This window comes from Stenotrophomonas sp. (assembly GCF_036662295.1).
GTDB lineage: Bacteria > Pseudomonadota > Gammaproteobacteria > Xanthomonadales > Xanthomonadaceae > Stenotrophomonas.
This window is the reverse complement of sequence record NZ_JAVWXA010000037.1, coordinates 1-22,294: the sequence shown is the minus strand read 5'-3', so window position 1 is coordinate 22,294 and position 22,294 is coordinate 1. Positions and strand designations below refer to the sequence as shown.

The window sequence follows — 22,294 nt, the reverse complement described above, 5'->3', positions numbered from 1 at the left end:
AAGGTGCGAGCGAGGTGGCGCATCCTGAGACCTGAACCTTGGTAGAGGTCAAGCGGTGCCGGCGGCATCGAGCGACAGCGGCGGGGGCCAGGCCAGCTGCAGCAGGCCGCGCGGCAGTTCGGCATCGCGCGTGTCGCAGCGCACGATGGCGCGGTTGTCGGTACAGGTGTCCAGCAGCGATACCAGGCGCCGCCCGACCAGCAACGCGCTGGGCCACTCGATGCAGGCGTTGGCGGCATTGGTCGGCGTGCACACCGGGTTGCACACTTCCAGCATCTGCGCGCGCACGCCCAAGGCCTGGGCTTCCTGATGCAGCACCTGGGCGTACATGCGCGTGGCCGACATGGTGATGGACGACTCGCCGTGCCCGGCCCAGGGCTTGAACCCGGCCGGGCCGCCGACCAGCACGTAGCGGCGCGGCTGGCCACCGCCGCGCAGCAGCGGCAGCAGGTGGCGACCGGCATGCACGTGCGGCATCACATCGGCCTGCAGCGCCTGCAGCAGCGCATCGCCGCTACGGTCGGTGACCCGGCCACGGTTGTAGGGGCCACCCATGGCATCGACCACCGCCGCCAGCGGCCGCCGGCGCAGGCCCAGCCGTTCGGCCAGCACGCGCGCCGAGCCGTCGTCACCGAGCGAGCCGAGCAGGGTCTCCAGCCCGGGCTCGTCGGCGAACTGGTCCTGCAGGGTTGCCAGCCGACCGGGGTCGCGGCCGACCACCAGGACCGGGCTGCCGGCCTCCAGCAGCGCAGCCACGATGCCCTGGCCGACACTACCGGTGCCGCCCAGGACCAGGACCTCGGGGGCCAGCGTCCCACTCATGGGACTTTCACTCCCGCCGCCGGGATAATCCCAATTCGACCCAGTCGGTCGAGATGACGGGCACCCAGGCGCAGGCTGCCGCCACGCTGCAGGTTGGCGGGCGGGGTGAACTCGCGGAATGCCTTGTGCGAGAAGGCCGAAGGGCGCTTCTCAACGGTCATCGCCAGCTCCAGCGGGGTCTTGCGGCCGCCGAGCACGCGGCCAAGTATGTTCCGCAACCACATGGTTGAGGTCCTTCAATTCGGGAATGGCGCCAGATTAGTCCTCCAATTGCTACTTGATTAGTCCGGATTAAGGGGAATAATCATCCCGTTCCCGGCACAATCTTTCGGGCACCCTGTCCCTCCCCTCTCCCGGACCCCGCTCATGGCACACGATCTCAACGACACGCTGATCTTCGTCAAAGTGGTCGAGCAAGGCAGCTTCATCGCCGCGGCCACCGCACTGGGCCTGCCCAAGACCACGGTCAGCCGCAAGGTGCAGGAACTGGAAACGCGGCTGGGGGCGCGCCTGCTGCACCGGACCACGCGCCGCCTCGGCCTGACCGAAGCCGGCTCGGTCTACCACGAGCACTGCCAGCGCATCGCCCGCGAACTGGAAGAGGCCGAGGGCGCGGTGAACCAGCTGCAGTCCGGCCCACGTGGCTGGCTGCGCTTCACCGTGCCCTACTCGATCGGCATCACCTGGATCGCACCGCTGCTGGGCGAGTTCCATGCCCAGTACCCGGAGATCCAGCTGGACATGCACCTGGGCAACGAAAAGCTGGACCTGATCGCCGGCGAGGCCGACCTGGCCCTGCGCGTGGGCACCCTGCCCGACTCCAACCTGGTGGCACGCAAGCTCGGCAGCCTGCGCACGCAGGTATTCGCCAGCCCGGCCTACATCGAACGCTACGGCGAGCCGCTGCACCCGGACGAGCTGCAGTTCCACCGCATCCTGGCGATGCGCAAGGCGCGCAACCTCAACAACAACCGCTTCTTCTGGCAGCTCGGCGAGAACGGCGGCGACCTGCGCGATTTCCCGGTCAATCCGCTGCTGGTGGCCAATGATCCGTCCGCGCTCAACGGCGCGCTGGTCTGCGGCGAAGGCCTGCTGCTCACCGGCGATGTGATGGCCAAGCCGTTCGTCGAATCGGGCATGGTGCGCCGCGTGCTGGCCGGCTGGACCGGGCCGGAAGTGGACTTCAACGCGGTATTCGCCGGCGGCCGGCTGGTCTCGCCGAAGGTGCGTGCCTTCGTCGATTTCCTGGTGGCCAAGCTCGACTTCGACGCCAACTACATGCTGGCACAGTGCCCGAATGCGAAGTTTGCCAAGCAGAAGAGCGCGCAGGCGGAGGAAGAACTGCAGGCCACCGGCAAGCGGATCCTGGAGACGGTGACCGCTGGCTGAGCGCACGCCAGTACGATGGCATTGACGGCGCCGCCTTCGGGCGGCGCCGTCGCATCCAACCCTTGCTGCGCGAATTGTCGCAACTGGCAACGGTGGGCACTGCATCAGCCGGACGCATGCGGAAGTCACTGTCGCGATCTGGGTCACGCCTTTCAGCATCCGACCCCGCACTTCCCCCAACCGCGTCACAGTCGGCAACACCGCCGCGAACCACTGGGCATTCTCGATGTCTACGCGGCGTTAGGTTTCGCCCCACTCGATCCGGCCCCTCCGGCCGGACGTCCTGGAGGCGACATGTACCACCCGTTCCCTGCGCGCACTATCCATCCGCGAAAGACCGCCCTGTCCCTGCTGCTGGTCGCGATGCTCGCACCGCTGCCCGTCCTGGCCCAAAGCACGGTCGGCGACATTCTTGGCCATGTGCCCGCCGCCGCCGGCGGCAGCGTGCAGATCCGTCACCTCGATGCGGGCACCGTGCGCCAGGCGCGGATCAATGCCGATGGCCGCTTCCGGCTGCCGGCGCTGTCCACCGGCCAGTACGAGGTCCGCGTCACCCGCCCCGATGGCACGACCGAAGCGCGCCAGGTGACGGTGGTGGCCGGGCAGACGGCGCAGGCGGATTTCGACGCGCCGGCAACACTGGCCACCGTCCGTGTGCGCGCCAGCGGCGTGGCCCCGATCGACCTGGGCAGCGTTGAGACCCGCACCACCTTCACCGCCGAACAGCTCAATCGCCTGCCCGTCGCGCGCGACATCACCAGCGTCTCGCTGCTGACGCCCGGCACCGTCGCCAGCAGTGGCTTCTTCGGTCCGGCCTCGTTCGGTGGCGCCTCGGCGGCGGAGAACAGCTACTACGTCAACGGCTTCAACGTCACCAACCTGTTTGACAGCCTGTCCTTCGCCGAGGTGCCGTTCCAGGCCATCGATCAGTTGGATGTCCAGACCGGCGGCTACGGCGCCCGCTACGGGTTTTCCACCGGCGGGGTAACCAGCGTCAACGTCAAGCGCGGCACCAACACCTGGAAAGGCGGCGCCAGCTGGAGCGCCGCCCCTGCTGCCCTGCGCGCCAATGCGCCCGATACCCTGCGCACCGACGGCAGCCTGCTGCGCTCCTACGACAACAACCGCCAATCGAGCGACGTGTTCAGCGCCTGGGTGGGCGGCCCGCTGCTGGAAGACAGGCTTTTCATCTTCGCGCTCGGCAGCCTGGAGCGGAACGACCACACCAGCTTCGCCGGCCGCACCTCCAGCGGTCCACGCCGTCCGGACGATCCCGATACCCCCGTGCCACCCACCTCGCTGTCCAGCTCCGCACAGGACTATCGTTCGCGCGATCCCTACGGCCTGCTGAAGCTGGACTGGTACCTCAACGATCGCAACCACCTGGAGTACACCGGTTTCGACAACCGCCGGCGCTACCACTACGACTACTACGACGCCGACTACGACAGCGCCGCGCCCGATGGCGAGGCGACCAGAACGGATTACCGTGGCCGCCTCGAAGGCCGCGCCGGCGGCAGCACGCACGTGTTCAAGTGGACCAGCCAGCTGAGCGACGACCTGACCGCCAGCGTCCAGCACGGGCGCATGCGCAATACCAACGGGGTCTACACCCGTAGTCCGGATGGGCAACGTGCCGACTATGACGGGAACATCGACAGCCCCGATGGCGATTGCCCGTACGTGATCGACCGCGTCCTCGGCAAGCAGGTCGGGTGCGCGGTGGACAGCCAGATCGGTCTGCGCAACGGCAGCAATCAACGCACCAACAGCCAGGCGGACATGGTCTGGCAGGTGGGCAACCACCAGCTCGGCGGCGGCTACAGCAAGGAGGACTGGACCTCGGTCCAGGGCACCGCCTATTCCAGCGGCGCGTACTGGAATCTGTATGCCGATTATGCCCAGCGCATCAACTTCCGCACGGGCGGGCGCATCCAGGTCAAGCAGGCCTCCTGGTACCTGGAAGACCATTGGCAGGTCAACGACCGGCTGATGCTGTATGCGGGGCTGCGCAACGATGCTTTCGACAACCGCAATGGCAGCGGAACGACCTTCGTCAAGCAGGACAACATCTGGCAGCCCCGTCTCGGCTTGTCCTGGGACCCCAGTGGCGACGGCGACAGCAAGCTGTTCGCCTCGCTCGGCCGCTATTCGCTGCCGATCGCCGCCAACGTTGCGCTGCGTGCGGCGACCGCCTCGTACTACACGATGGACTACTACACCTACGACGGCTACGACCCGGTCACCGGCAAGCCCAACATCACCGGTTCCTATCGTGACGGCAGTGCCGACGCGGTGGTCAACGGCGCCGATGGCAACACGCCCGACCCGCGCGCCGTGGCCTCCCACGGGTTGAAGCCGTACACCCAGGACGAGCTGATCCTCGGCTATCAGCGGCAGGTGCATTCAGACCGGGACTGGCTCGATGGATGGACGCTGGGCGCCAAGGTCACGCTGCGCCGGATCAACCAGGTGATCGATGACACCTGCGATGCGCGCGCGCTGTACAACGCGGCCAAGGACGCCGGTTACGACGTCTCGCATTGGGACAGCCAATGGGAGGTGCCCAGTGGCCTGCCCGGCTGCTGGCTGTACAACCCGGGCAGCGACCTGAGCCTGGACATCGACGTGGATGGCGACGGCAAGCCGGATCGCATCACCATTCCTGGCGACGCGCTCGGCCCGAAGGCCAGGCGCAGCTACCGGTCGCTGACCCTGTCGGCGGAGAAACGCACCGATCGCTGGTCTGCCAGCGCCAGCTACACCTGGGCAAAGCTGTACGGCAATTACGAAGGCCTGGTGAAAAGCACCAATGGCCAGGACGACACCGGCACCACCTCCGATTTCGACTTCAAGGAACTCTCCTACGGCGCAGACGGCTACCTCTTCAATGATCGTCGCCACAGCTTGAAGGTCTTTGGCAGCTATCAGCTGACGCCGGAATGGCAGCTGGGGGCCAACCTGCTGGTGCAGTCTGGTACGCCGATCAGCTGCCTTGGCGGTGGCAACGGCACGTTTGATACCGAGTATGGCTACCGTGGCGTGTTCCACACCTGCAACGTGGGCCAGGACGATATCGCCAAGCTGGGCAGCGCGGGTCGCACGCCGTGGACGGCCACGTTCAATCCCAACGTGGTGTATTCACCTGCCGCGTTGAAAGGACTGAGCGTGCAGTTGTCGGTGATCAACCTGTTCAACTCGGTCAAGCCGATGCAGGTGTACGAGCAGCGCTATGACGTCAATGCGGCCGGCACCGTCACGGACTACTTCGATTACGGAAAGGCCCGGTACAACACGACGCCGCGTTATGCCCGGGTGCAGGTGCAGTACGACTGGTGAGCGGCCCGGTGGGTGCCGGCCGTTGGTCGGCACCTGCCCACGAACGGTCGGATGCGTTCACGGCGTACCGGCCAACGGCCGGCACCTACAAAAAATGCCGCCTGCAAGGGCGGCATTTTTGCTCCGGCCGGCGGCCGGAGCCGTAACGCTGCGCGTTATTGACGCAGCGGAATCACGCGGATTTCGACGCGGCGGTTCTGCGCGCGGCCGGCATCGGTGCTGTTGTCGGCGATCGGGTAGGCCTTGCCGGCGCCCAGGGTTTCGATACGTGCGCTCTGCACGCCCTGCGCGGTCAGGTAGGCGGCGACCGAATCAGCGCGCTCCTTGGAGAGGCGGTTGTTGACCGCATCGCTGCCGATGCTGTCGGTGTGGCCCACCACTTCGATCATGGTCTGGTTGTACTCGGCCAGGGTGCTGGCCACGCCGTTGAGCGAGCCGTAGAACTGCGGCTTGAGCGTGGACTTGCCGAAATCGAAGGTGATGCCGTCCGGCAGGTTCAGGGTGAGGTTGTCGCCGTCACGGGAGACGTCGATGCCGGTGTTGGCGGTGCGCTCACGCAGCGCGCGTTCCTGGCGGTCCTGGTACTGGCCGATCGCGGCACCGCTGAGTGCACCGATGCCGGCGCCAATCATGGCGTGCTGGCGGCGCTCGGTGGCGCTGTTGCCACTGAGCAGGCCGGCGGCCACGCCCACGGCGGTGCCGATCAGCGCGTTGCGGCCGGTCTTGTTCTGCTGCTGGGTCGGGTTGCCGTACGGGTCGGACTGGACGTACGAGCCACCGGTCGCGCAGGCCGACAGGGCGGCGGCGGTCAGCAGGGCCAGGGCCACGTTGCGGGGTGCGGAACGAATCATGGTGTTCTCCTTGGTTACCGGACGACCGGTGTGCGAGCGCAAAAAGAATAAACAGCCACACGCGATGCCGACATGACGACGCGCGCCCCCGTCTCGCCCGCGTTCAGGTTGATGACTCCTGCCGCCCGCAGCGGCTTTACGCGGCGCCGGTATGCCGATAGGCGGCCAGCGCCGCGTCGCGCCCCGCGCCCAGGTCCACCAGCGGCAGCGTCGGGTAGGTCGGTGCGTGCTCGGCCAGCAGTCCCGGGTGCTGCCAGGGCGCGAAGCGTGCCTTCAACGGCAGGGCCGCCAGTTCGGGTACCCAACGGGTGATGTAGCGCGCCTGCGGGTCGAACTTTTCCGACTGCGTGACCGGATTGAAGATCCGGAAGTACGGCGCGGCATCGGCCCCGGTGCCGGCCACCCACTGCCAGCCCATCGTGTTGTTGGCCAGGTCGGCATCCACCAGCGTGTCCCAGAACCAGCGCGCGCCCTCGCGCCAATGCTGGCGCAGGTGCTTGCACAGGAAACTGGCCACCAGCATGCGCACGCGGTTGTGCATGTAGCCGGTGGCCCACAGCTCGCGCATGCCCGCATCGATGATCGGAATGCCGGTGCGCCCCTGCTGCCACGCCTGCACCTGCGCGGGATTGGGCTTGGCCCAGCGGAAGCTGTCGAAACGCGGGTTGAGGTTGTGGTCGGTGGTCTGCGGGAAATGGTGCAGCAGGTGATAGGAGAATTCGCGCCAGCCCAGCTCGCGGATGTAGCCGTCGATGTCGGCATCGCGGCTGGCGCTGCGCTCGCCCTGCAGGCGCGCCACGATCTGCCACGGCGCGATCTCGCCAAAATGCAGGTGCGGGGACAGCAGCGAGGTGCCCACCCGGTCCGGCAGGTCGCGCTGCTGGCGGTAGCCGTTGAGCGCACCCTCGATGAACACCGCCAGCGCCTCGTGCGCGCCGGCCTCGCCGGGTTGCCAGTGGGTCCAGAACTGGGTATCCCACGGCAGCGTCGCGGCCAGGCCAAGCGCGTCCAGCGCCACGCCCTGCACCGTGTGCGCCGGCAATGTGGCCGGCGCGGCGCTGGGCAGGGGTGGATGCAGGCGGGTAAGTGCGTTGCGCCAGTAAGGGGTGAAGACCTTGTACGGGCCGCCCTGCAGGGTGGTGATGTCCCAGGGCTCCAGCAGCAGGCTGCCGTTGTGGCTGGTCGCATCGATGCCCTGTTCGCGCAGTTCGCGCTTGATCGTGGCATCGCGCGGCTGGGTGGCCGGCTCGTACTTGCGGTTCCAGTGCACCGCCACCGCCCCGGTCTCGGCGATCAACCGTTCCAGTTCGGCCTGGCTGTCCCCCTGGCACAGCACCAGCGAGGAACCGCGCGCGCGCAGGTCGGCATCCAGCGCGGCCAGGGAGCGGTGCAGCCACGCGTTGGACGCCCCACCCGGTGCCCAGTCGCCCTCTTCGTGCGGCGCATGGATGTACACCGGCACCGGCACGTGGCCGGCGTCCAGCGCGGCCTGCAGGGCCGGGTTGTCCTGCAACCGCAGGTCACGACGAAACCACACCAGCGCTACCGACACGACGACCGCCTGAAAGAATCCACCAGCGCCCATGATAGCCAGCGGCGGTGAAGGACATGCACCGCTGGCAAGGCAGCGGGTTTGTACGCGGTATCGCCCTTTGGGTAGGCTGCCCGCTTCGCCCTGTACCGGTCACCGCCATGCACCTGCTGCACGCTGCCTTCTCCCGCTTCGGGCCTTTGCGTTCCCAGCCTGCAGAGCTCTGGCAGGGGGAGGTGCCGCTGCCGCCCGCGTTGGCCGCGTTTTACCAGCAGGTCGGGCCGTGGGGGGAGACCGTCCACGCCAGCGTCGGGCCGGTCGGTATCGACGTGCCTGGCGTCAACGTGTGCTTCCCGCCGCTGCCTCGACTATGGTCGCTGCAGGCGGGGTATCGCTGGCACGGCAATGGCGGCGAGCGCCTGCAGGACTGGCCGGACCGCTGGCTGGTGATTGCCGAACAGAACGGCGATCCCTTCATTCTCGATGGCGACAGTGGCCAGGTGCTGTTCGCCTTCCACGGCGCCGGGCAGTGGGATGCCGCCGTGCTGGCAGAAGACCTGGACAGTTTCCTGGCCGCGCTCACGGCGGTGGGCACGGTCTACCTCGATGCCGGCGATGCGCTGGAGGATGAAGACGGTGAGCTGCGCCCGGTGCACCGCGATGCGGCCGTGCGCGCGGTGGAGACGGTGCTGGGCAAACCGGGTGCGGCGCAGTGGTTCGACACGTTGGAGTGGTGAGAAGGTACCTGCGGCACCGGCCCAACCGCAGGCTGAACACCGGCATGGGCTTACTTGACCTCAACCACGCTTGAGGTCCGAACATCACCGCTCCCCTGAAGGAGCACCGCTCGATGTCCTACGTTCTGCCCGCCCTCCCCTACGCTTACGACGCCCTGGAACCGCACTTCGATGCGCAGACGATGGAGATCCATCACGCGCGCCACCACCAGGCCTACATCAACAATCTCAACGCCGCGTTGGCCGAGGCCGGAATCGCGGACACGCCGGTGGAGGTGCTGATCGCCGACCTCGGCGCGCTGCCCGACGGTGTCCGCACGGCCGTGCGCAACAACGGCGGCGGGCATGCCAACCACAGCCTGTTCTGGACCGTGCTCAGCGCCAGCGGCGGCGGCCAGCCCAGCGGCGCATTGGCCGAGGCCATCGAGCGCGACCTGGGCGGGTATGCCGCGTTCAAGGAAGGCTTCACCAAGGCGGCGCAGACCCGCTTCGGCAGTGGCTGGGCCTGGTTGACGGTGGTCGCGGACGGCACCCTGAAGGTGGAGAGCAGCCCCAACCAGGACAGCCCGCTGATGGGCGAGCAGGCCGGCCTGTCCGGTGGCACGCCGGTGCTGGGCCTGGATGTGTGGGAGCACGCCTACTACCTGCACTACCAGAACCGTCGCCCGGACTACATCAGCGCCTTCTTCGAGCTGATCGACTGGGCCGAGGTGGCGCGCCGGTTCCAGGCCGCAGGCGGCCGCTGATGGCGCATGGCCCGGTGCACGTGACGGCGCCGCCGGCCGGCGCGGCGGGCCTGGAGGCGGCCGCACTGCGGCACGTGTTCGGCCAGTACCCGACGGGCGTGGCCATCGTGGCAGCGGCCGACGCGCACGGACAGGTGGTGGCGATGACGATCAATTCGTTCACCACGGTGTCGCTGGACCCGCCACTGGTGGCCTGGTGCATCGGCGCGCGCGCGCTCGACCGGGACGCCTTCTGCAACGCCGGGCACCTGGGCATCAGCCTGCTGTCCTCGGCGCAGCAGGCACAGGCGCGCCGCTTCGCCGACCCGGTGCTGCGCCGCGCGGCGGACAGCGCCGCGCTGTTCGACCTGGACGGCGGCACGCCGCGCCTGACCGACGCGGTGGGCTGGCTGGCCTGCACCGTGGAACGCCGCCTGCCGCTTGGCGATCACGTGATGCTGGTCTGCCGGGTCACGCGGCTGGCGGTGCAGCCAGGCGAAGCGCTGGCCTACCACCGCAGTCGCTACACCCGCGTCGATGGCACCCGTGCATGGACGTGACCCCCCTGCAACGCCTGCTGGACAGCGGCCGCGACAGTGCGCTGCTGCGCCTGAGCCTGGGCAAGGCCTTGCTGGATGCCGGCGAGCCTGGCCTGGCCAGGCCACACCTGCAGCGCTGCATCGAACTGGACTCGGCCTATTCGGCCGGCTGGAAGCTGCTGGGCAAGGCCTGCCTGGCCGATGGCGAGGCTGCCGCCGCCGCGCAGGCGTGGCAGCGTGGCATTGCCGTTGCGCACGGCAACGGCGACCAGCAGGCGGGCAAGGAAATGACCGTGTTCCTGCGCCGCGCCCTCAAGGCCCTGCCACCGCCCGGCTGAAGCCACCGCCGTCGGCAACCCGCGCGGTGCTCAGTCGCCCTTGCGCCGCTGCTGGGCCGCATCGAAGCGCTGCATCGCCTGGCGGATCAGCGCCTTGGCCTCGGCCGCGTTGCCCCAGCCGTTCAACTGCACCGGGTTGCGCCCGGCCGGAAGGTCCTTGTAGACGCGGAAGAACGCCTCGATGCGCTGGCGTTCGATCAGCGGCAGGTCCTGCAGATCGCGGATGTTGGCGTAGGTGGGGTCGAGCTTGTCGGTGGGCACGCCGATGACCTTCTCATCGTGTTCGCCGGCATCGACCATCTTCAGGAACCCGATCGGCCGGAAGCGCACGATGACGCCGGGATGCAGCGGCTCACGGGTGAGCACGAGTGCATCCAGCGGGTCGTTGTCGCCGGCCAGGGTGCGCGGCATCGAGCCGTAGTTGGCCGGATAGGCCACCGGCATCGACTGGAAGCGATCCACGTGGACCAGCCCGTCTTCCTTGATTTCGTACTTGGTGAAGCTGCCGGCCGGGATCTCCACGGCCAGGTTGGCCTCCTCCGGCGCGTCCTTGGGCTGGGCGGCGAGGAACGGGTGCAGCACCGCATTGGTGGCGGCGCCGGCACCGGCCATCAGCAGCAGGGCCGCGGCAAGGGCGGCCCGGGGTAACGCGCGTGGCATGTGCATCTTCATCTCCGGCATCGGCCGGGCGCGCGATCGGCGGCCCGGCCCGGTGGTCATTCCCAGCAACGGTCGGCGCGGCCCTTGAGGGTCTGGGCGCGGGTGCAGTCGCGGGGGGCGATACGGCCGCGGGTCAACTCGGTCTTCTGTTTGCGCCCCTTGGCGTCGCGCGTCAACTCGAAGCCGTCATACAACTGGCCGGTCACGGTCCGCGCCTCGTAGCGCAGGTGCCTGGGGTCCAGGGTGAGCACCTGGAACAGCTGGGTGTCCTCGCCCACCGGCGCCATGGTGGCGCGCGCTTCGTCCGACAGCCGGTACTGCTTGGGGCCGGCCACGGTGACCACGTACTGCGGCGTGGCCGCCTTGCCTTCGCCGCGGCGGCCGTAAGTGTGGTCGTGGCCCTGCAGCACCACGTCCACCTGGTGCCTGCGCACCACCGGCAGCAGCACCTCGCGCAGTTCGGCATTCTCGCGGCCTTCGCGCGGGGAATAGAACGGCTGGTGCAGCAGCACGATGCTCCATGGGTGCGGGTTGTCGGCCAGCACCTTGTCCAGCCAGGCCGCCTGCGCCTGCGCGGTGCCCAGGTCCAGCGCCGAGGTGCCATCGAGGACGGCCACGCGCACGCCCTGGTAGTCGAACCAGTAGGTGCTGGTATCGGCCACGTCCACGCCGTTGCGCGGCAGCGCGAAGGTCACCGGCCAATGGCGGCCCAGCACGCGACGCTCCTGCGGGGTGTCTTCGAACTCTTCGAAGTACTCGTGGTTGCCGATGGCGGGGGCGACTGCGGTTTCCTGCGGCAGCCAACCGGCGGCGGCGAACCACTCGCCCCACTCGCTGTCGTCCTGGCCATCGCCACCGCTGACCAGGTCACCGGCAAACAGGCTCAACCGCGCCTGCGGTGCCGCCTTGATCCCGGCCCGCAGCACGCGCGAGACGTGGCTGAGGTTCTTGTTCTGGGTATCGCCGAAGTACAGCAGGGTGAGCGGCTGGGTGGCAGGGCCGGCGGTGCGCAGCTGGTTCCAGGCACTCCAGGTGTCCTTGCCCTGCACCCGCCACAGGTACAGCGTGTCCGGCTGCAGGCCGCTGATGTCGGCGCGGTGGTAGTGGGCGCTGCCGTTCTCGGTCTCCAGCGCGCGGGTGTTGGCGGTGATCACGGTGGGCGTGCCTACGTCGGGCGAGTCGCCGGCCAGCACCCATTCCAGGCGTGGCGCGCTGACCGACGCATCGGTGCGCCACGACACGCCAACGCCACGCGCGGCATCCTGCGCCGGCGAGGCCACGATGCGGTCGGGGAAACCGCTGGCGGCGTAGTGCCGGTTGCCCGCCGGCACCTGCGTATTGGGCTCGGCGGCGTTGTCGGCCTGGCCGGCCAGGGCGCTGCCACTGCCCAGCAGCAGCGCCAGCAGCAGGCCGGTGGTCATGCGGGTGCACGCGCTCATGACGCGCACTCCAGCGGCAGCGACAACTGCCTGGCCACGCTGGCCCAGTCGAAGGCGACCACGCCCTGGTCGTCATGCACCGCATACAGCGCCCCGTGCGGGAAGCGCGGCGAGACCGTCGGGTCGAGCCAGATGCCGTCGGTGTTGGCCACGGTATTGCCGCGGAAGGCCCCCACGTGCTTGAGCGTGTGCCGGTCGAACAGATGGAACACGCTGCGCTGCTTGTCCTGCTCGGTGGTGATCCACCAGCCGTCCTTGCCGCAGGTGCGCAGCATCACGCCCTCGGCCTGGGCCTTGAACGTCTCGCGCCCGAAGGTGGTGCCGCTGAAGCGCCCTTCCAGCGTGTAGACCTTGACCTCGCTGGCGTAGGTTTCATCCTCCTCGGCCACCAGCAGGCGATCGTTGGCCGGATCGCCCCAGATCGATTCCACCACGCGCAGCGCGCCGGCCTCGCTGGTGTCACCGATGCTGGCGACCAGGCGCGCCTGCACCTGGCCGGCGGTCACGTTCATCTGGTAGCGGCGCACGCGCTTGTCCAGTTCGGCCAGCGGCGGCAGCACGTCGTTGCCCTGCGCGTCTTCGCCGGCATCGTAGGAATCGGTGACATACACCTCGTAGCCTTCGCGCTGCTTGTTGACCCACAGGCCGTAGGGCTTGCGCAGGTCGTCGGCGGCGAACACGCCCAGCGGCGTGAAGTCGGGCAACTGCAGCACCTGCACGCGATGGTTGTCGCGCTCGACGATCAACACCAGGTCATCGACCACGGCGATGCCATTGGGGCGGACGAACTGGCCCGGCGCGGTGCCGGTGCTGCCCACATCGCGCAGGTGCGCGCCGGTCTGGCCATCGTAGACCACCAGCTTGTCGGTGGCCTTGGCCGTGGCGATCAGCCACGTCTGGCCCTCCGGGCTGGTCCAGCTGGCCGGCGAATCGATGTTGTCGGCCGGGGTCATCGGGGTGAGGAAGGCTTCGGCCACGGTGGCCACCTCGCGCGCGTCGGCGGGCGCGGCGGCGGACGGCGACGTGGCCGGCCTGCACGCGGCCAGCACCGCCAGCGCCAGCAGGGCCAGCGCGGGACGGGCGCCCCTCACAGGGCCACCTTCAGGCCCAGCGCGTAGGTGCGGCCGTACTCTTCCATCTGCAGGGTGCGCGAGCGCGTGCCCTGGTACAGCTCCAACGGCTTGTCCAGCAGGTTCTGCGCTTCCAGGTAGACGCTCACGTTGGGCGTGATCTTGTAGTCCAGGCTGAAGTCGAGCTGGGTGTTGGGCGCCACGTAGATATCCAACGCGCCGCTGTCGCCCAGCGTGTCCAGGTACTCGCTGCGATAGACCGCGGCCAGGCGGGTGCTGAAGCCGGCCTTCTCATAGCCCACGTGCGCGCTGTAGACGTGCCTGGAGGCACGCGGCAGCATGAAGTCATCGCCCTCGCGGCCGGCCACGCCCGGGTCGAAATCGGTGTCCAGCCAGGTACCGCTGGCGCCGACCAGCAGGCCATCCCAACCGGCCGGCAGGAAGGCCAGCTGCTGCTGCCAGTTGAACTCGGCACCGCGCACGGTGGCCTGTTCGCCGTTGATCACGCGGGTGACCTCATAGCCGGGGTACGCCGGGTCGCTGTTGCTCACGGTGTTGACGATATAGCCGTCGATGCGCTTGTGGAACAGGCCCAGCGAGAGGATGCCGGTGCTGCCGATGTATTTCTCGATGGACAGGTCGATGTTGCGCGATTCGTAGGGGTCCAGTTCCGGGTTGCCGATCCGCACTTCCTCGTCGCCACGGCTCAGGCCGATGCGCGGGGCGATGTCGCCGAAGGACGGGCGCGAGACGGTCTTGTTGGCGGCCGCGCGCAGTACCCAGCTGTCGCCGGCGTCATAGCGCAGGTGCAGGCCGGGCAGCACGTTGCTGTAGCTGCGGCTCACGCTGAGCGGGGTGACGGTGTAGCTGCGGCCGTTGCTGGCCACGTCCACGCTGTTGCCGGTGGCGGTGAACTGGGTGTTTTCCACGCGCACGCCGCCGATGATGCGCAGCGCGCCGATGTCCCAGGTGCCCATCGCGTAGCTGGCGAAGATGTCTTCGCTGGCGGTGTAGTCCTCTTCCAGCGAGGTCAGCGCGTTGCCACCGGCATCCTGCGGGCGGGCGCTGTACTGGCCGCCATACTGGGCCCAGTAGCGGCGCATGGCATCCGAGCTCATGCCCTGGCCGAGGCTGCCACCGCGGTGTTCGGGGCTGGAGGTGGTCCAGTCGGACAGGGCGATGTCCGGCCCGACGCGCAGTTCGCGCTCGTTGCTGTCGGCGTTGCGGTCGCGCCAGCGGCCGAGCAGGCCGAACTTGTAGCTGGCATTGTCCGCGTCGAAGCGCAGGTTGACCTGGGCGCTGCGCTCTTGATCATCCACGCGCTTGGGCGAGAGCACCACGCGGTCGAAATCGTAGTTGCCGTTGTCCATCCAGCCCGCATCGCTGAGGCCGAAGGCAGGAATGCGGCGGGCCTGGTCCAGGGTGGCGGTCATGTCGTCGCCGGCGTATTCGAAGCGCGCTTCCATCTCGTCGTTGACGCGCTCTTCGGTGCGGGTGTACCCCACCTTGTAGTCGATCACCGCCCCGGTCAGGCGGTTCTCGCCGCCCAGGCTGGCGGCGAAGGTGTTTTCCTTCTTGGTGCGGTAGCGCATGCGCTTCTGGATCGCATCGGCCGGCAGGTCATCGATGCGGTACTGGTTGTTGCCCAGCGCCACCACGTCGCCGTCGCCGAAGTTGAAGATCGTGCGCTGGCGCGTTTCGGCATCGTCGAACTGGCTGTACAGCGTGCGCAGGTAGTAGCGGCTGTCTTCGCTCGGGCGCCAGTCCAGGTTGAGGTTGGCGCCGATGCGCTTGCGCTCGATCTCGTACTTGCGCCGCTGCAGGCTGGTGGCGAACAGGTCATCGGCATCGTCGAGCTGGGCGTACTCCACCTCGGTGTTGTCCGACTCGAACTTGCGGTTCTGGTAGTTCACGCCCAGCGCGACGCCGAAGGTATCGGCGAACACTTCGCTGTAGTTGAACGCCGCCTTCGGGCTGGTGTGGCCGGACAGCTGCTGGTGGCTGGCTTCGATCTTGCCGCGCAGGTTGCGGCCCTCGCGGTCGAAGGCCGAGGCCGACTCGACCAGGATCGCGCCGCCGATGGCATCGCCGGGCATGTCCGGGGTGGGCGACTTGACCACGCGCAGGCGTTCGGTGGAGTCCGAGGGAATCACGTCCAGCGGCGCGGCGCGGCTGGAATCTTCCGGCGTGCCGATGGCGATGCCGTCCACGCTGACGCTGTTGAGGTTGGCGTCCAGGCCGCGGATCACCACGAAACGGCCCTCGCCCTGGTCGCGGGTGACGCTCACGCCGGGCAGGCGCTGCAGCGACTCGGCCACGTTCTTGTCCGGGTACACGCCCAGGGCATCGGAGGACACCGCGTCTTCGATGGCGTCGCTGCTGCGCTTGAGGTCGACGGCGCGGGTCTGCGATTCCAGCTGCGGGCGCACCTCCACCCGGTCCAGGTCGATGGCCTCGGCACTGGCGGCCGCGGCCTCGGCGGCGAAGACGGACGGACTGGCCATTACCAGCAACGACAGGCTGATCGCCCGGCCCAACGCATTCTTCTTCTGCACAGCATTCCCCAACGGTGTAAAGATTGGGTCAGCACGGTATGTCCGGCAGGTTGCATGGGCGTGACACCCCTGCCCGGCTCGGCTTTGGCTTTGCGATGGGTTGCGTCACACTAGTGGCCTCCCTGCTGACCTGCCTTTCCCCATGAAAATCGTCGAAGTGCGCCATCCGCTGGTGCAGCACAAGATCGGCCTGATGCGCGATGCGTCCCTGAGCACCAAGGACTTCCGCGAACTGGCCAATGAGCTGGGCGGCCTGCTGGCCTATGAGGCCACCGCCGACCTGGAGACCGAAGCCCACACCCTGGACGGCTGGGCCGGCCCGGTGACGGTGCAGCGCATCGCCGGGGCCAAGATCACGGTGGTGCCGATCCTGCGCGCCGGCCTGGGCATGCTCGGCGGCGTGCTGTCGCTGATCCCGGCCGCGCGGGTAAGCGTGGTGGGCCTGCAGCGTGACGAGGAAACCCTGCAGCCGGTGCCCTACTTCGAGCGCCTGACCGGCCGCCTGGAAGAGCGCGACGCGCTGATCCTGGACCCGATGCTGGCCACCGGCGGCACCCTGATCGCCACCATCGACATGCTCAAGCGCGCCGGCGCCCGCCGCATCAAGGGCATCTTCCTGGTGGCCGCGCCCGAGGGCATCGCCGCGGTGCAGGCCGTGCACCCGGACGTGGAGATCTTCACCGCTGCCATCGACGCACGCTTGAACGAGAAGGGCTACATCCTGCCGGGCCTGGGCGATGCGGGCGACCGCATATTCGGCACCCGCGTGGCCGGCTGAGGCCGGGCGCGGCACCGGCGGCCCTCCACGGTCGTCGGTGCTTCACACGGCTTAGGCATGGGCGGGCAGAAGCTGCGCGCATCCCCAACCCGTGCGTGGAGCTGCGTCATGAAGACCCTGTCCCTGCTGGCCTGTCTGCTGCTGCTTGGCAGCCCCCTGCTGGCCGGCGCGGCCACGCCGCAGCAGCAACGCATGGCCGACTGCTCGGCCAAAAACAGGGGCAAGACCGGGGACGACTACAAGGCCGCGCAGAAGGCGTGCCTCAGCGGCACCGCCCCGGCGGCCAGCACGCCGCAGGAACGCATGAAAACCTGCAACGCCGATGCCGCCAGCAGGAAGCTCGCCGGCGATGCCCGCAAGACCTTCATGAGCGGTTGCCTGAAGGCGCATTGAGGCCGGATCGGCCGGCGGGCGCGGCCCGCCTCACGCCAGTGCGCGTGCCTTCAGTTCGCCCTGCTCGTGGATGGTGCCAAAGCGCCCCTTCTCATCGCGCGCCACCTGGGCCAGCGCGCACTGCGGATCGTGGGTAAAGAACAGGTGCACGTTGCGCGCCAGTTTGTCTTCCAGGAACGTGCGCTTCTCGTCGATCAACAGCTCGGCGTTGCGGTCGTAACCCATGGTGATCGGCACGTGCACCCACGAGCGGCCCGGGATCAGGTCGGCGCAGAAAGCCACGCCACCGCGCGGCTGGCCATCGACCTGCTCGGGGCCCACGATCTCGGACAGCATCAGCCCCGGGGTATGCCCGTCGCTGAAGCTGAAACGCACGCTGTTGCCCAGCGCCTTCGAGTAAGGCCCCTGCACGATTTCCAGCCGGCCACTGGCCTGCAGCAGCCCGGGCAGCTCGGGAATGAAGCTGGCGCGGTCGCGCGGGTGCGGGTGCAGCGCCCGTTTCCAATGTTCGGCGCCCACCAGGAAGGTGGCATTGGGGAACAGCAGCTCCGGGCCACGGCCTTCGCTCCACTGCGCCAGCAGGCCACCGGCATGGTCGAAATGCAGGTGGCTGAGCACCACCACGTCGATATCCTCATGCTCGAAACCGGCTTCGCGCAGCGATTCCATCAGCACGTGCTGCGGTTCCTGCACGCCATAGCGGTCGCGCAGTTTCGGCTCGAAGAACGCACCGATGCCGGTTTCAAACAGCACCGTCTTGCCGGCCAGCGGGCTGGCCAGCAGCGCCCGGCAGGCCAGCTCGATCCGATTGAGCTCGTCCGGCGCGGCCCATTTTTCCCAGACCGCGCGCGGCGCATTGCCGAACATCGCCCCGCCATCGAGCTTCTGGGAGTTACCGCGTATCGACCATAGTTTCATGGGTAAATTATCCGGCGCACCGCGTTAAAGATTCGCTAGCCGCGACGGGTGCGCAACGAATCGACAGAAGCGGCAGGGCCGGCCGCTGGCCGGCATCCCACCGCTACCGGTGTGCTCGACGACCACCGCCCCCCCTGCGGCGGCGCCCCACAGCGGCACAACCCCGCGGGCGATCGAAGCGGCACCCGCTCGTCGCCGCCCCAGGCACCGGTCAGCGACCGGTGGCCGGGCTGATCGCCGCACTCCCCACCGGGTTGCGCGGGTCGCTGCCGCCACTGAGCACGTTCGTCCGGCGGTCCCATTCCACCGTCTGCAGGTTGCCCCACACGTGGCTGGAACCGCGCCCGCCGGCCGCACTGTCGCCCGGCAGGTCGATCTTGTGGCCCATCGCCTGCAGCTGCTTGATCGTGCCCACCGACAGCGCCCCGGTCTCGGCCGAAATCTCGTCCGGCAGCCACTGGTGGTGATAGCGCGGCAACGCCGCCACCTGCTGGGCCGTCAGCCCGTCGTCGTACCCGAGGATCCCCAGCAGCACCATCGTGATGATGCGGCTGCCGCCCGGCGTGCCCAGCACCACCACCTTGTCGGCCGACTCCATGAACGTCGGCGTCATCGAACTGAGCATCCGCTTGCCCGGCTTGGGCGCGTTGGCCGCATAGCCCATCACCCCGAACGCGTTGGGCGTTCCCGGCTTCAGCGCGAAATCGTCCATCTCGTTGTTGAGCAGCACCCCGGTGCCCTTGGGAATCAGGCCCGAGCCGTACAGCAGGTTCACCGTCTGCGTTGCGCCCACGCGATTGCCGTCGCGGTCGATGATGGAGAAGTGGGTGGTTTCATCATCCTCCAGCGGCGTCGGGTTGCCCGACAGCAGGTCGCTCGGCGTCGCCTTTTCCGGATGGATCGTCGCCCGCAGGCCCTGCGCGTAATCCTTGCTGGTCAGCACCTTCTGCGGGATCTGCACGAAATCCGGATCGCCGAGGAAGAACGTGCGGTCGCGGTAGGCGCGGCGCATGGCCTCCACCACCAGGTGCGTGCGGTGCGCCTCGTCCATCGACTTCAGATCCCAGCCTTCCAGGATCTGCAGCATCGACGCCAGCGCGATGCCGCCCGAGGACGGCGGCGAGGCCGTGGTGATCGTCCAGTCGCGGTACTTGAACACGATCGGCTCGCGCAGCTTGACCCGGTAGCCGGCCAGCTCCTCGGCCGTCCACTTGCCGCCCGCCTGGGTCACCCCGGCCAGCAGCAGCTTGCCGGTCTGGCCGCGGTAGAAGCCGTCGAACCCCTGGTCGGCCAGGCGCGCCAGCGTGGCGGCCAGTTCCGGCTGGCGGAACACGTCGCCTTCGGCGATCGGCTTGCCGTTGCGCAGGTACACCTCGCGCGTGCCGGGGAATCGCTCCATCACCTCGCGGCGCGAGGCATAGCCCTTGGCCATGCGCGCATACACCGGGAAGCCCTCGGTGGCGATGCGGATCGCCGGGCCCAGCGAGGTGCGCAGCGGCAGCTTGCCGTGCTTGCCCGACAGCTCCACCAGCGCCGCCGGCAAGCCGGGGATGCCGGCCGACCACGGGCCATTGACCGAACGGTCGCGGTCCAGCTCGCCCTTGGCATCCAGGAATGCCGCTTCGGTGGCCGCCTGCGGCGCGGTTTCGCGCGCGTCCAGCATCACATCCTTGCCGGTGGCCGCGTCATGCAGCAGGAAGAACCCGCCGCCGCCCAGCCCGGAGCTGATCGGCTCGACCACCGCCAGGGTGGAAGACACCGCCACGGCCGCGTCGAACGCATTGCCGCCCTTGGCCAGGATTTCCATGCCGGCCTCGGTGGCCAGGTGGTGGCCGCTGGCGATCGCCGCCCCGTCGGGGTGCTTGGCCAGCGCGCCCTGCGCGGCGGGGGCGGACCAGGCCACCGGGGACCACAACAGGACCAGCAGCAACCAACGAGGCGACAACATGTTCATTCGGATGGGGGCTCCGCATAAAGTTCGGGATGGTCGCGCTGCAGGCCGAACAACTTCGCCAGCAGGGCGTCCTGGGTTTCGGGGATATCCGGATCGGGATCGATGCATTCCACCGGGCAGACGACCACGCACTGGGGTTCGTCGAAATGTCCCACGCACTCGGTGCAGCGGGCCGGATCGATCACGTAGATGGTTTCACCCATCGAAATGGCCTGGTTGGGACAGGCCGGCTCACAGACGTCGCAGTTGACGCAGAGCTCATTGATTTTCAGCGACATGGCGATACTCCACGCCCGCGCCGGCGGATGAAGACCGGCCAGCACGAGGGCTGGCCGGTCATCGGCGGCTTCCTTGCCGGAAGCCGCCCGGGCCACGCCAACGGCGCGGCCGCCACTGCACGGGTTACTTGGCTTCTACGAAGATGTACTCGGCGCCGGTCGGCTGCACGATGGACTGCACGCGGGCGTTGTCGGCGGCCTTGCCGATGAACACCACGCGCACGCCCTTCATCGAATCGGGCGACACGTCCTTGAACACGGCCTGGATCATGTCGGCCATCTTGCCCGACGCCGACGAACCGAAGGCCAGCATGTTGCCCGGCTGCACGCCACGGGCCACGGCCTGGGTGGCGCTCTCGACCTGGCGCTCGTACTTGGCGGCGAACTCCGGATCCGACTCCGGGGCGAGGTAGTACAGGAACGGGCTGTTGGTGATGGTGCCCATGTTCTGCACGGCCACGGCCTGCAGGTACTTCTTCCAGCCGGCGTCGTCGTTGGCATCCGGGGAGACCAGCGCCTGCTGGGCTTCGGCGACCGGGGCGGCCTCTTCCTTCTTGCAGGCGGTGAAGGCCAGCGCGAACGACGCGATCAACATGGCACGCATGGTGTTGTTCATGGAATTCCTCCCTTGGTGGTTCTTGGTATGTATGGTCTGACGGGTTTTACGACGGGCCCGACTTCGCTTCGCGGACCTTGCGCAGCGCCTCGAGCACCGAGGCCGGCACGAAGCCGGACACGTCGCCGCCCAGGCGGGCGATCTCACGGACCAGCGAAGACGAAATGAAGCTGTGCTGCTCGGCCGGGGTCAGGAACAGGGTCTCGACCTCGGGGATCAGATGCCGGTTCATGCTGGCCATCTGGAATTCGTATTCGAAATCGGACACCGCGCGCAGGCCGCGCAGCAGGATGCCGCCCTGCACCGAGCGCACGAAATGCGCCAGCAGGGTGTCAAAGCCGATCACGTCCACGTTGCGGTTGTGGCCCAGCGCATCGCGCGCCAGCTGCACCCGCAGCTCCAGCGGCAGCGTCGGCCCCTTGGACGGGCTCTGCGCCACGCCGACCACGACCTTCTCGAACAGCGGCGCGGCCCGGTTCACCAGGTCGATGTGACCGTTGGTGATCGGATCGAAGGTGCCCGGGTACACGGCAATGCGGCGGTTGGCCACGGTCATACGGCAGCTACGTGTTGTGATCTGGTGAAAGTGTAGCAGCGGCGCGGCGGTACAGGGCAAAACGGACCTCGCGGGTGCCGCCCTCGCGATGCAGCCGCCACGGGGCCGGCAGCGCCGGTGCCTGGTCGGCCGGGGACTCCACGTACAGCCAGGCATCGGGCGCCAGATGGGGGCCCAGCCCGGCCAGCACCGCGCCCCACAGCCCCGCCGCGAACGGTGGGTCCACGAACGCGATATCGGCCAGCCCGGCCGGCGCCTGGCCCAGCCACTGCAGGGCATCGGCCTGCACCACCTGCACCTGTGCCTGCGCGCCCAACCTGGCGACCGACGCGCGCAGATGCCCGGCCAGCCCGGCATCACGCTCGACCAGCGTCGCCTGCCCGGCCCCGCGCGACACCGCCTCCAGCCCCAACGCCCCGCTGCCGGCAAACAGATCCAGCACCCGCGCCCCGCCCAGCCGCGGCATCAGCCAGTTGAACAGCGTCTCGCGGACCCGGTCACTGCTCGGCCGCAGCCCCGGCGACAGCGGCACCGGCAGCCTGGTCCCGCGCCACTTGCCGCCGATGATCCGCACCTGGCCCACGGCCGCTGCCACCGGCTGGCGCGGCTTCATGCGCGGCTCCGGAAGGAAAACACGGGCGGGTTGAGCGGGTGGGAACGGGTCATGGGCAGGAAGGTCAGGCGGTTCAGGGGGCCATTCTAGGCGGTCCGGTGGTGGTCTCCGCCACATCGGTCGGTCTCGGTACGAGGAGCAGCCACGCATGTGAACTGACCCCACAAAGTTGGACAGTGGGATCTAGGTACCG

The 22,294-nt window shown here is 68.5% G+C and carries 22 protein-coding genes; 8 read left to right on the top strand and 14 right to left on the bottom strand.

The window, feature by feature from the left end:
• Positions 1-48: 48 nt before the first annotated feature.
• Both RSA25_RS09505 and RSA25_RS09500 read right to left on the bottom strand, forming a co-directional pair.
• The gene (locus RSA25_RS09505) at positions 49-822 is read right to left on the bottom strand and encodes an SDR family NAD(P)-dependent oxidoreductase (RefSeq protein ID WP_332808644.1); all 774 of its coding nucleotides are present in this window, start codon (positions 820-822) and stop codon (positions 49-51) included.
• Positions 819-1,046, bottom strand: a complete 228-nt coding sequence (locus tag RSA25_RS09500) for a hypothetical protein (protein WP_332808643.1) — start codon at positions 1,044-1,046, stop codon at positions 819-821. Before RSA25_RS09500 ends, RSA25_RS09505 begins: the two co-directional genes overlap by 4 nt.
• Before the next feature lie 142 nt (positions 1,047-1,188).
• Here RSA25_RS09500 and RSA25_RS09495 point away from each other — a divergent pair, with 142 nt between their 5' ends.
• Positions 1,189-2,211: a LysR family transcriptional regulator gene (locus RSA25_RS09495; protein WP_332808642.1), complete on the top strand. Its 1,023-nt coding sequence runs from the start codon at positions 1,189-1,191 to the stop codon at positions 2,209-2,211.
• A gap of 294 nt (positions 2,212-2,505) precedes the next feature.
• On the top strand, positions 2,506-5,550 hold the full coding sequence (locus RSA25_RS09490; RefSeq protein WP_332808641.1) for a TonB-dependent receptor: 3,045 nt from the start codon (positions 2,506-2,508) through the stop codon (positions 5,548-5,550).
• A 155-nt stretch (positions 5,551-5,705) separates the two neighbouring features.
• Here RSA25_RS09490 and RSA25_RS09485 read toward each other — a convergent pair whose 3' ends face one another.
• Both RSA25_RS09485 and RSA25_RS09480 read right to left on the bottom strand, forming a co-directional pair.
• Positions 5,706-6,401 carry an OmpA family protein gene (locus tag RSA25_RS09485; protein ID WP_332808640.1) on the bottom strand — a complete coding sequence of 232 codons (696 nt, stop codon included), beginning with the start codon at positions 6,399-6,401 and terminating at the stop codon, positions 5,706-5,708.
• 136 nt (positions 6,402-6,537) lie between these two features.
• Positions 6,538-7,953, bottom strand: a complete 1,416-nt coding sequence (locus RSA25_RS09480) for a deoxyribodipyrimidine photo-lyase (protein WP_332808639.1) — start codon at positions 7,951-7,953, stop codon at positions 6,538-6,540.
• Between the two features lie 215 nt (positions 7,954-8,168).
• Here RSA25_RS09480 and RSA25_RS09475 point away from each other — a divergent pair, with 215 nt between their 5' ends.
• From RSA25_RS09475 to RSA25_RS09460, 4 genes are all read left to right on the top strand, one after another.
• Positions 8,169-8,669, top strand: coding sequence for an SMI1/KNR4 family protein (locus RSA25_RS09475; protein WP_332808638.1), 501 nt, complete (start codon positions 8,169-8,171; stop codon positions 8,667-8,669).
• Between the two features lie 113 nt (positions 8,670-8,782).
• A complete protein-coding gene (locus tag RSA25_RS09470; protein ID WP_332808637.1) occupies positions 8,783-9,415 on the top strand; it encodes a superoxide dismutase in 633 nt (210 codons plus the stop codon).
• Positions 9,415-9,954 carry a flavin reductase family protein gene (locus RSA25_RS09465; RefSeq protein WP_332808636.1) on the top strand — a complete coding sequence of 180 codons (540 nt, stop codon included), beginning with the start codon at positions 9,415-9,417 and terminating at the stop codon, positions 9,952-9,954. Before RSA25_RS09470 ends, RSA25_RS09465 begins: the two co-directional genes overlap by 1 nt.
• Positions 9,945-10,271 (top strand): hypothetical protein, encoded by a 327-nt coding sequence (locus RSA25_RS09460; protein WP_332808635.1) that lies wholly within the window; start codon positions 9,945-9,947, stop codon positions 10,269-10,271. The genes RSA25_RS09465 and RSA25_RS09460 overlap by 10 nt, the downstream gene beginning before the upstream one ends.
• A 30-nt stretch (positions 10,272-10,301) precedes the next feature.
• Here RSA25_RS09460 and RSA25_RS09455 read toward each other — a convergent pair whose 3' ends face one another.
• From RSA25_RS09455 to RSA25_RS09440, 4 genes are read right to left on the bottom strand one after another with little or no spacing between them, the layout of a single operon-like run.
• Positions 10,302-10,937 (bottom strand): inorganic diphosphatase, encoded by a 636-nt coding sequence (locus RSA25_RS09455; RefSeq protein ID WP_332808634.1) that lies wholly within the window; start codon positions 10,935-10,937, stop codon positions 10,302-10,304.
• A 50-nt stretch (positions 10,938-10,987) separates the two neighbouring features.
• Positions 10,988-12,352 (bottom strand): metallophosphoesterase family protein, encoded by a 1,365-nt coding sequence (locus tag RSA25_RS09450; protein WP_332808658.1) that lies wholly within the window; start codon positions 12,350-12,352, stop codon positions 10,988-10,990.
• A gap of 14 nt (positions 12,353-12,366) precedes the next feature.
• Positions 12,367-13,461: a phytase gene (locus RSA25_RS09445; protein ID WP_332808633.1), complete on the bottom strand. Its 1,095-nt coding sequence runs from the start codon at positions 13,459-13,461 to the stop codon at positions 12,367-12,369.
• Entirely contained in the window at positions 13,458-15,944 is a 2,487-nt protein-coding gene (locus RSA25_RS09440; RefSeq protein WP_332808657.1) for a TonB-dependent receptor, read from the bottom strand. The genes RSA25_RS09445 and RSA25_RS09440 overlap by 4 nt, the downstream gene beginning before the upstream one ends.
• A gap of 193 nt (positions 15,945-16,137) precedes the next feature.
• Between RSA25_RS09440 and upp the strand changes: the two genes are divergently transcribed.
• On the top strand, positions 16,138-16,773 hold the full coding sequence (gene upp, locus RSA25_RS09435) for a uracil phosphoribosyltransferase (RefSeq protein ID WP_332808632.1): 636 nt from the start codon (positions 16,138-16,140) through the stop codon (positions 16,771-16,773).
• Positions 16,774-16,881: 108 nt separating this feature from the next.
• Complete coding sequence (locus RSA25_RS09430; RefSeq protein WP_332808631.1) at positions 16,882-17,166, top strand: PsiF family protein; 285 nt, start codon at positions 16,882-16,884, stop codon at positions 17,164-17,166.
• A 30-nt stretch (positions 17,167-17,196) separates the two neighbouring features.
• Here the strand turns inward: RSA25_RS09430 and RSA25_RS09425 are convergent, their stop codons facing one another.
• The 6 genes from RSA25_RS09425 to rsmD all read right to left on the bottom strand — a co-directional run bounded on the left by RSA25_RS09425 (position 17,197) and on the right by rsmD (position 22,101).
• The gene (locus RSA25_RS09425; RefSeq protein ID WP_332808630.1) at positions 17,197-18,084 is read right to left on the bottom strand and encodes an MBL fold metallo-hydrolase; all 888 of its coding nucleotides are present in this window, start codon (positions 18,082-18,084) and stop codon (positions 17,197-17,199) included.
• A gap of 211 nt (positions 18,085-18,295) precedes the next feature.
• Positions 18,296-20,038, bottom strand: a complete 1,743-nt coding sequence (gene ggt, locus RSA25_RS09420) for a gamma-glutamyltransferase (RefSeq protein WP_332808629.1) — start codon at positions 20,036-20,038, stop codon at positions 18,296-18,298.
• Complete coding sequence (locus RSA25_RS09415; RefSeq protein WP_038689019.1) at positions 20,035-20,316, bottom strand: YfhL family 4Fe-4S dicluster ferredoxin; 282 nt, start codon at positions 20,314-20,316, stop codon at positions 20,035-20,037. Before RSA25_RS09415 ends, ggt begins: the two co-directional genes overlap by 4 nt.
• Positions 20,317-20,440: 124 nt before the next feature.
• Entirely contained in the window at positions 20,441-20,932 is a 492-nt protein-coding gene (locus tag RSA25_RS09410) for a hypothetical protein (protein WP_332808628.1), read from the bottom strand.
• 46 nt (positions 20,933-20,978) lie between these two features.
• Positions 20,979-21,488 (bottom strand): pantetheine-phosphate adenylyltransferase, encoded by a 510-nt coding sequence (gene coaD / locus RSA25_RS09405; RefSeq protein WP_332808627.1) that lies wholly within the window; start codon positions 21,486-21,488, stop codon positions 20,979-20,981.
• A gap of 7 nt (positions 21,489-21,495) precedes the next feature.
• On the bottom strand, positions 21,496-22,101 hold the full coding sequence (gene rsmD, locus RSA25_RS09400; RefSeq protein WP_332808626.1) for a 16S rRNA (guanine(966)-N(2))-methyltransferase RsmD: 606 nt from the start codon (positions 22,099-22,101) through the stop codon (positions 21,496-21,498).
• Between the last annotated feature and the right edge of the window lie 193 nt (positions 22,102-22,294).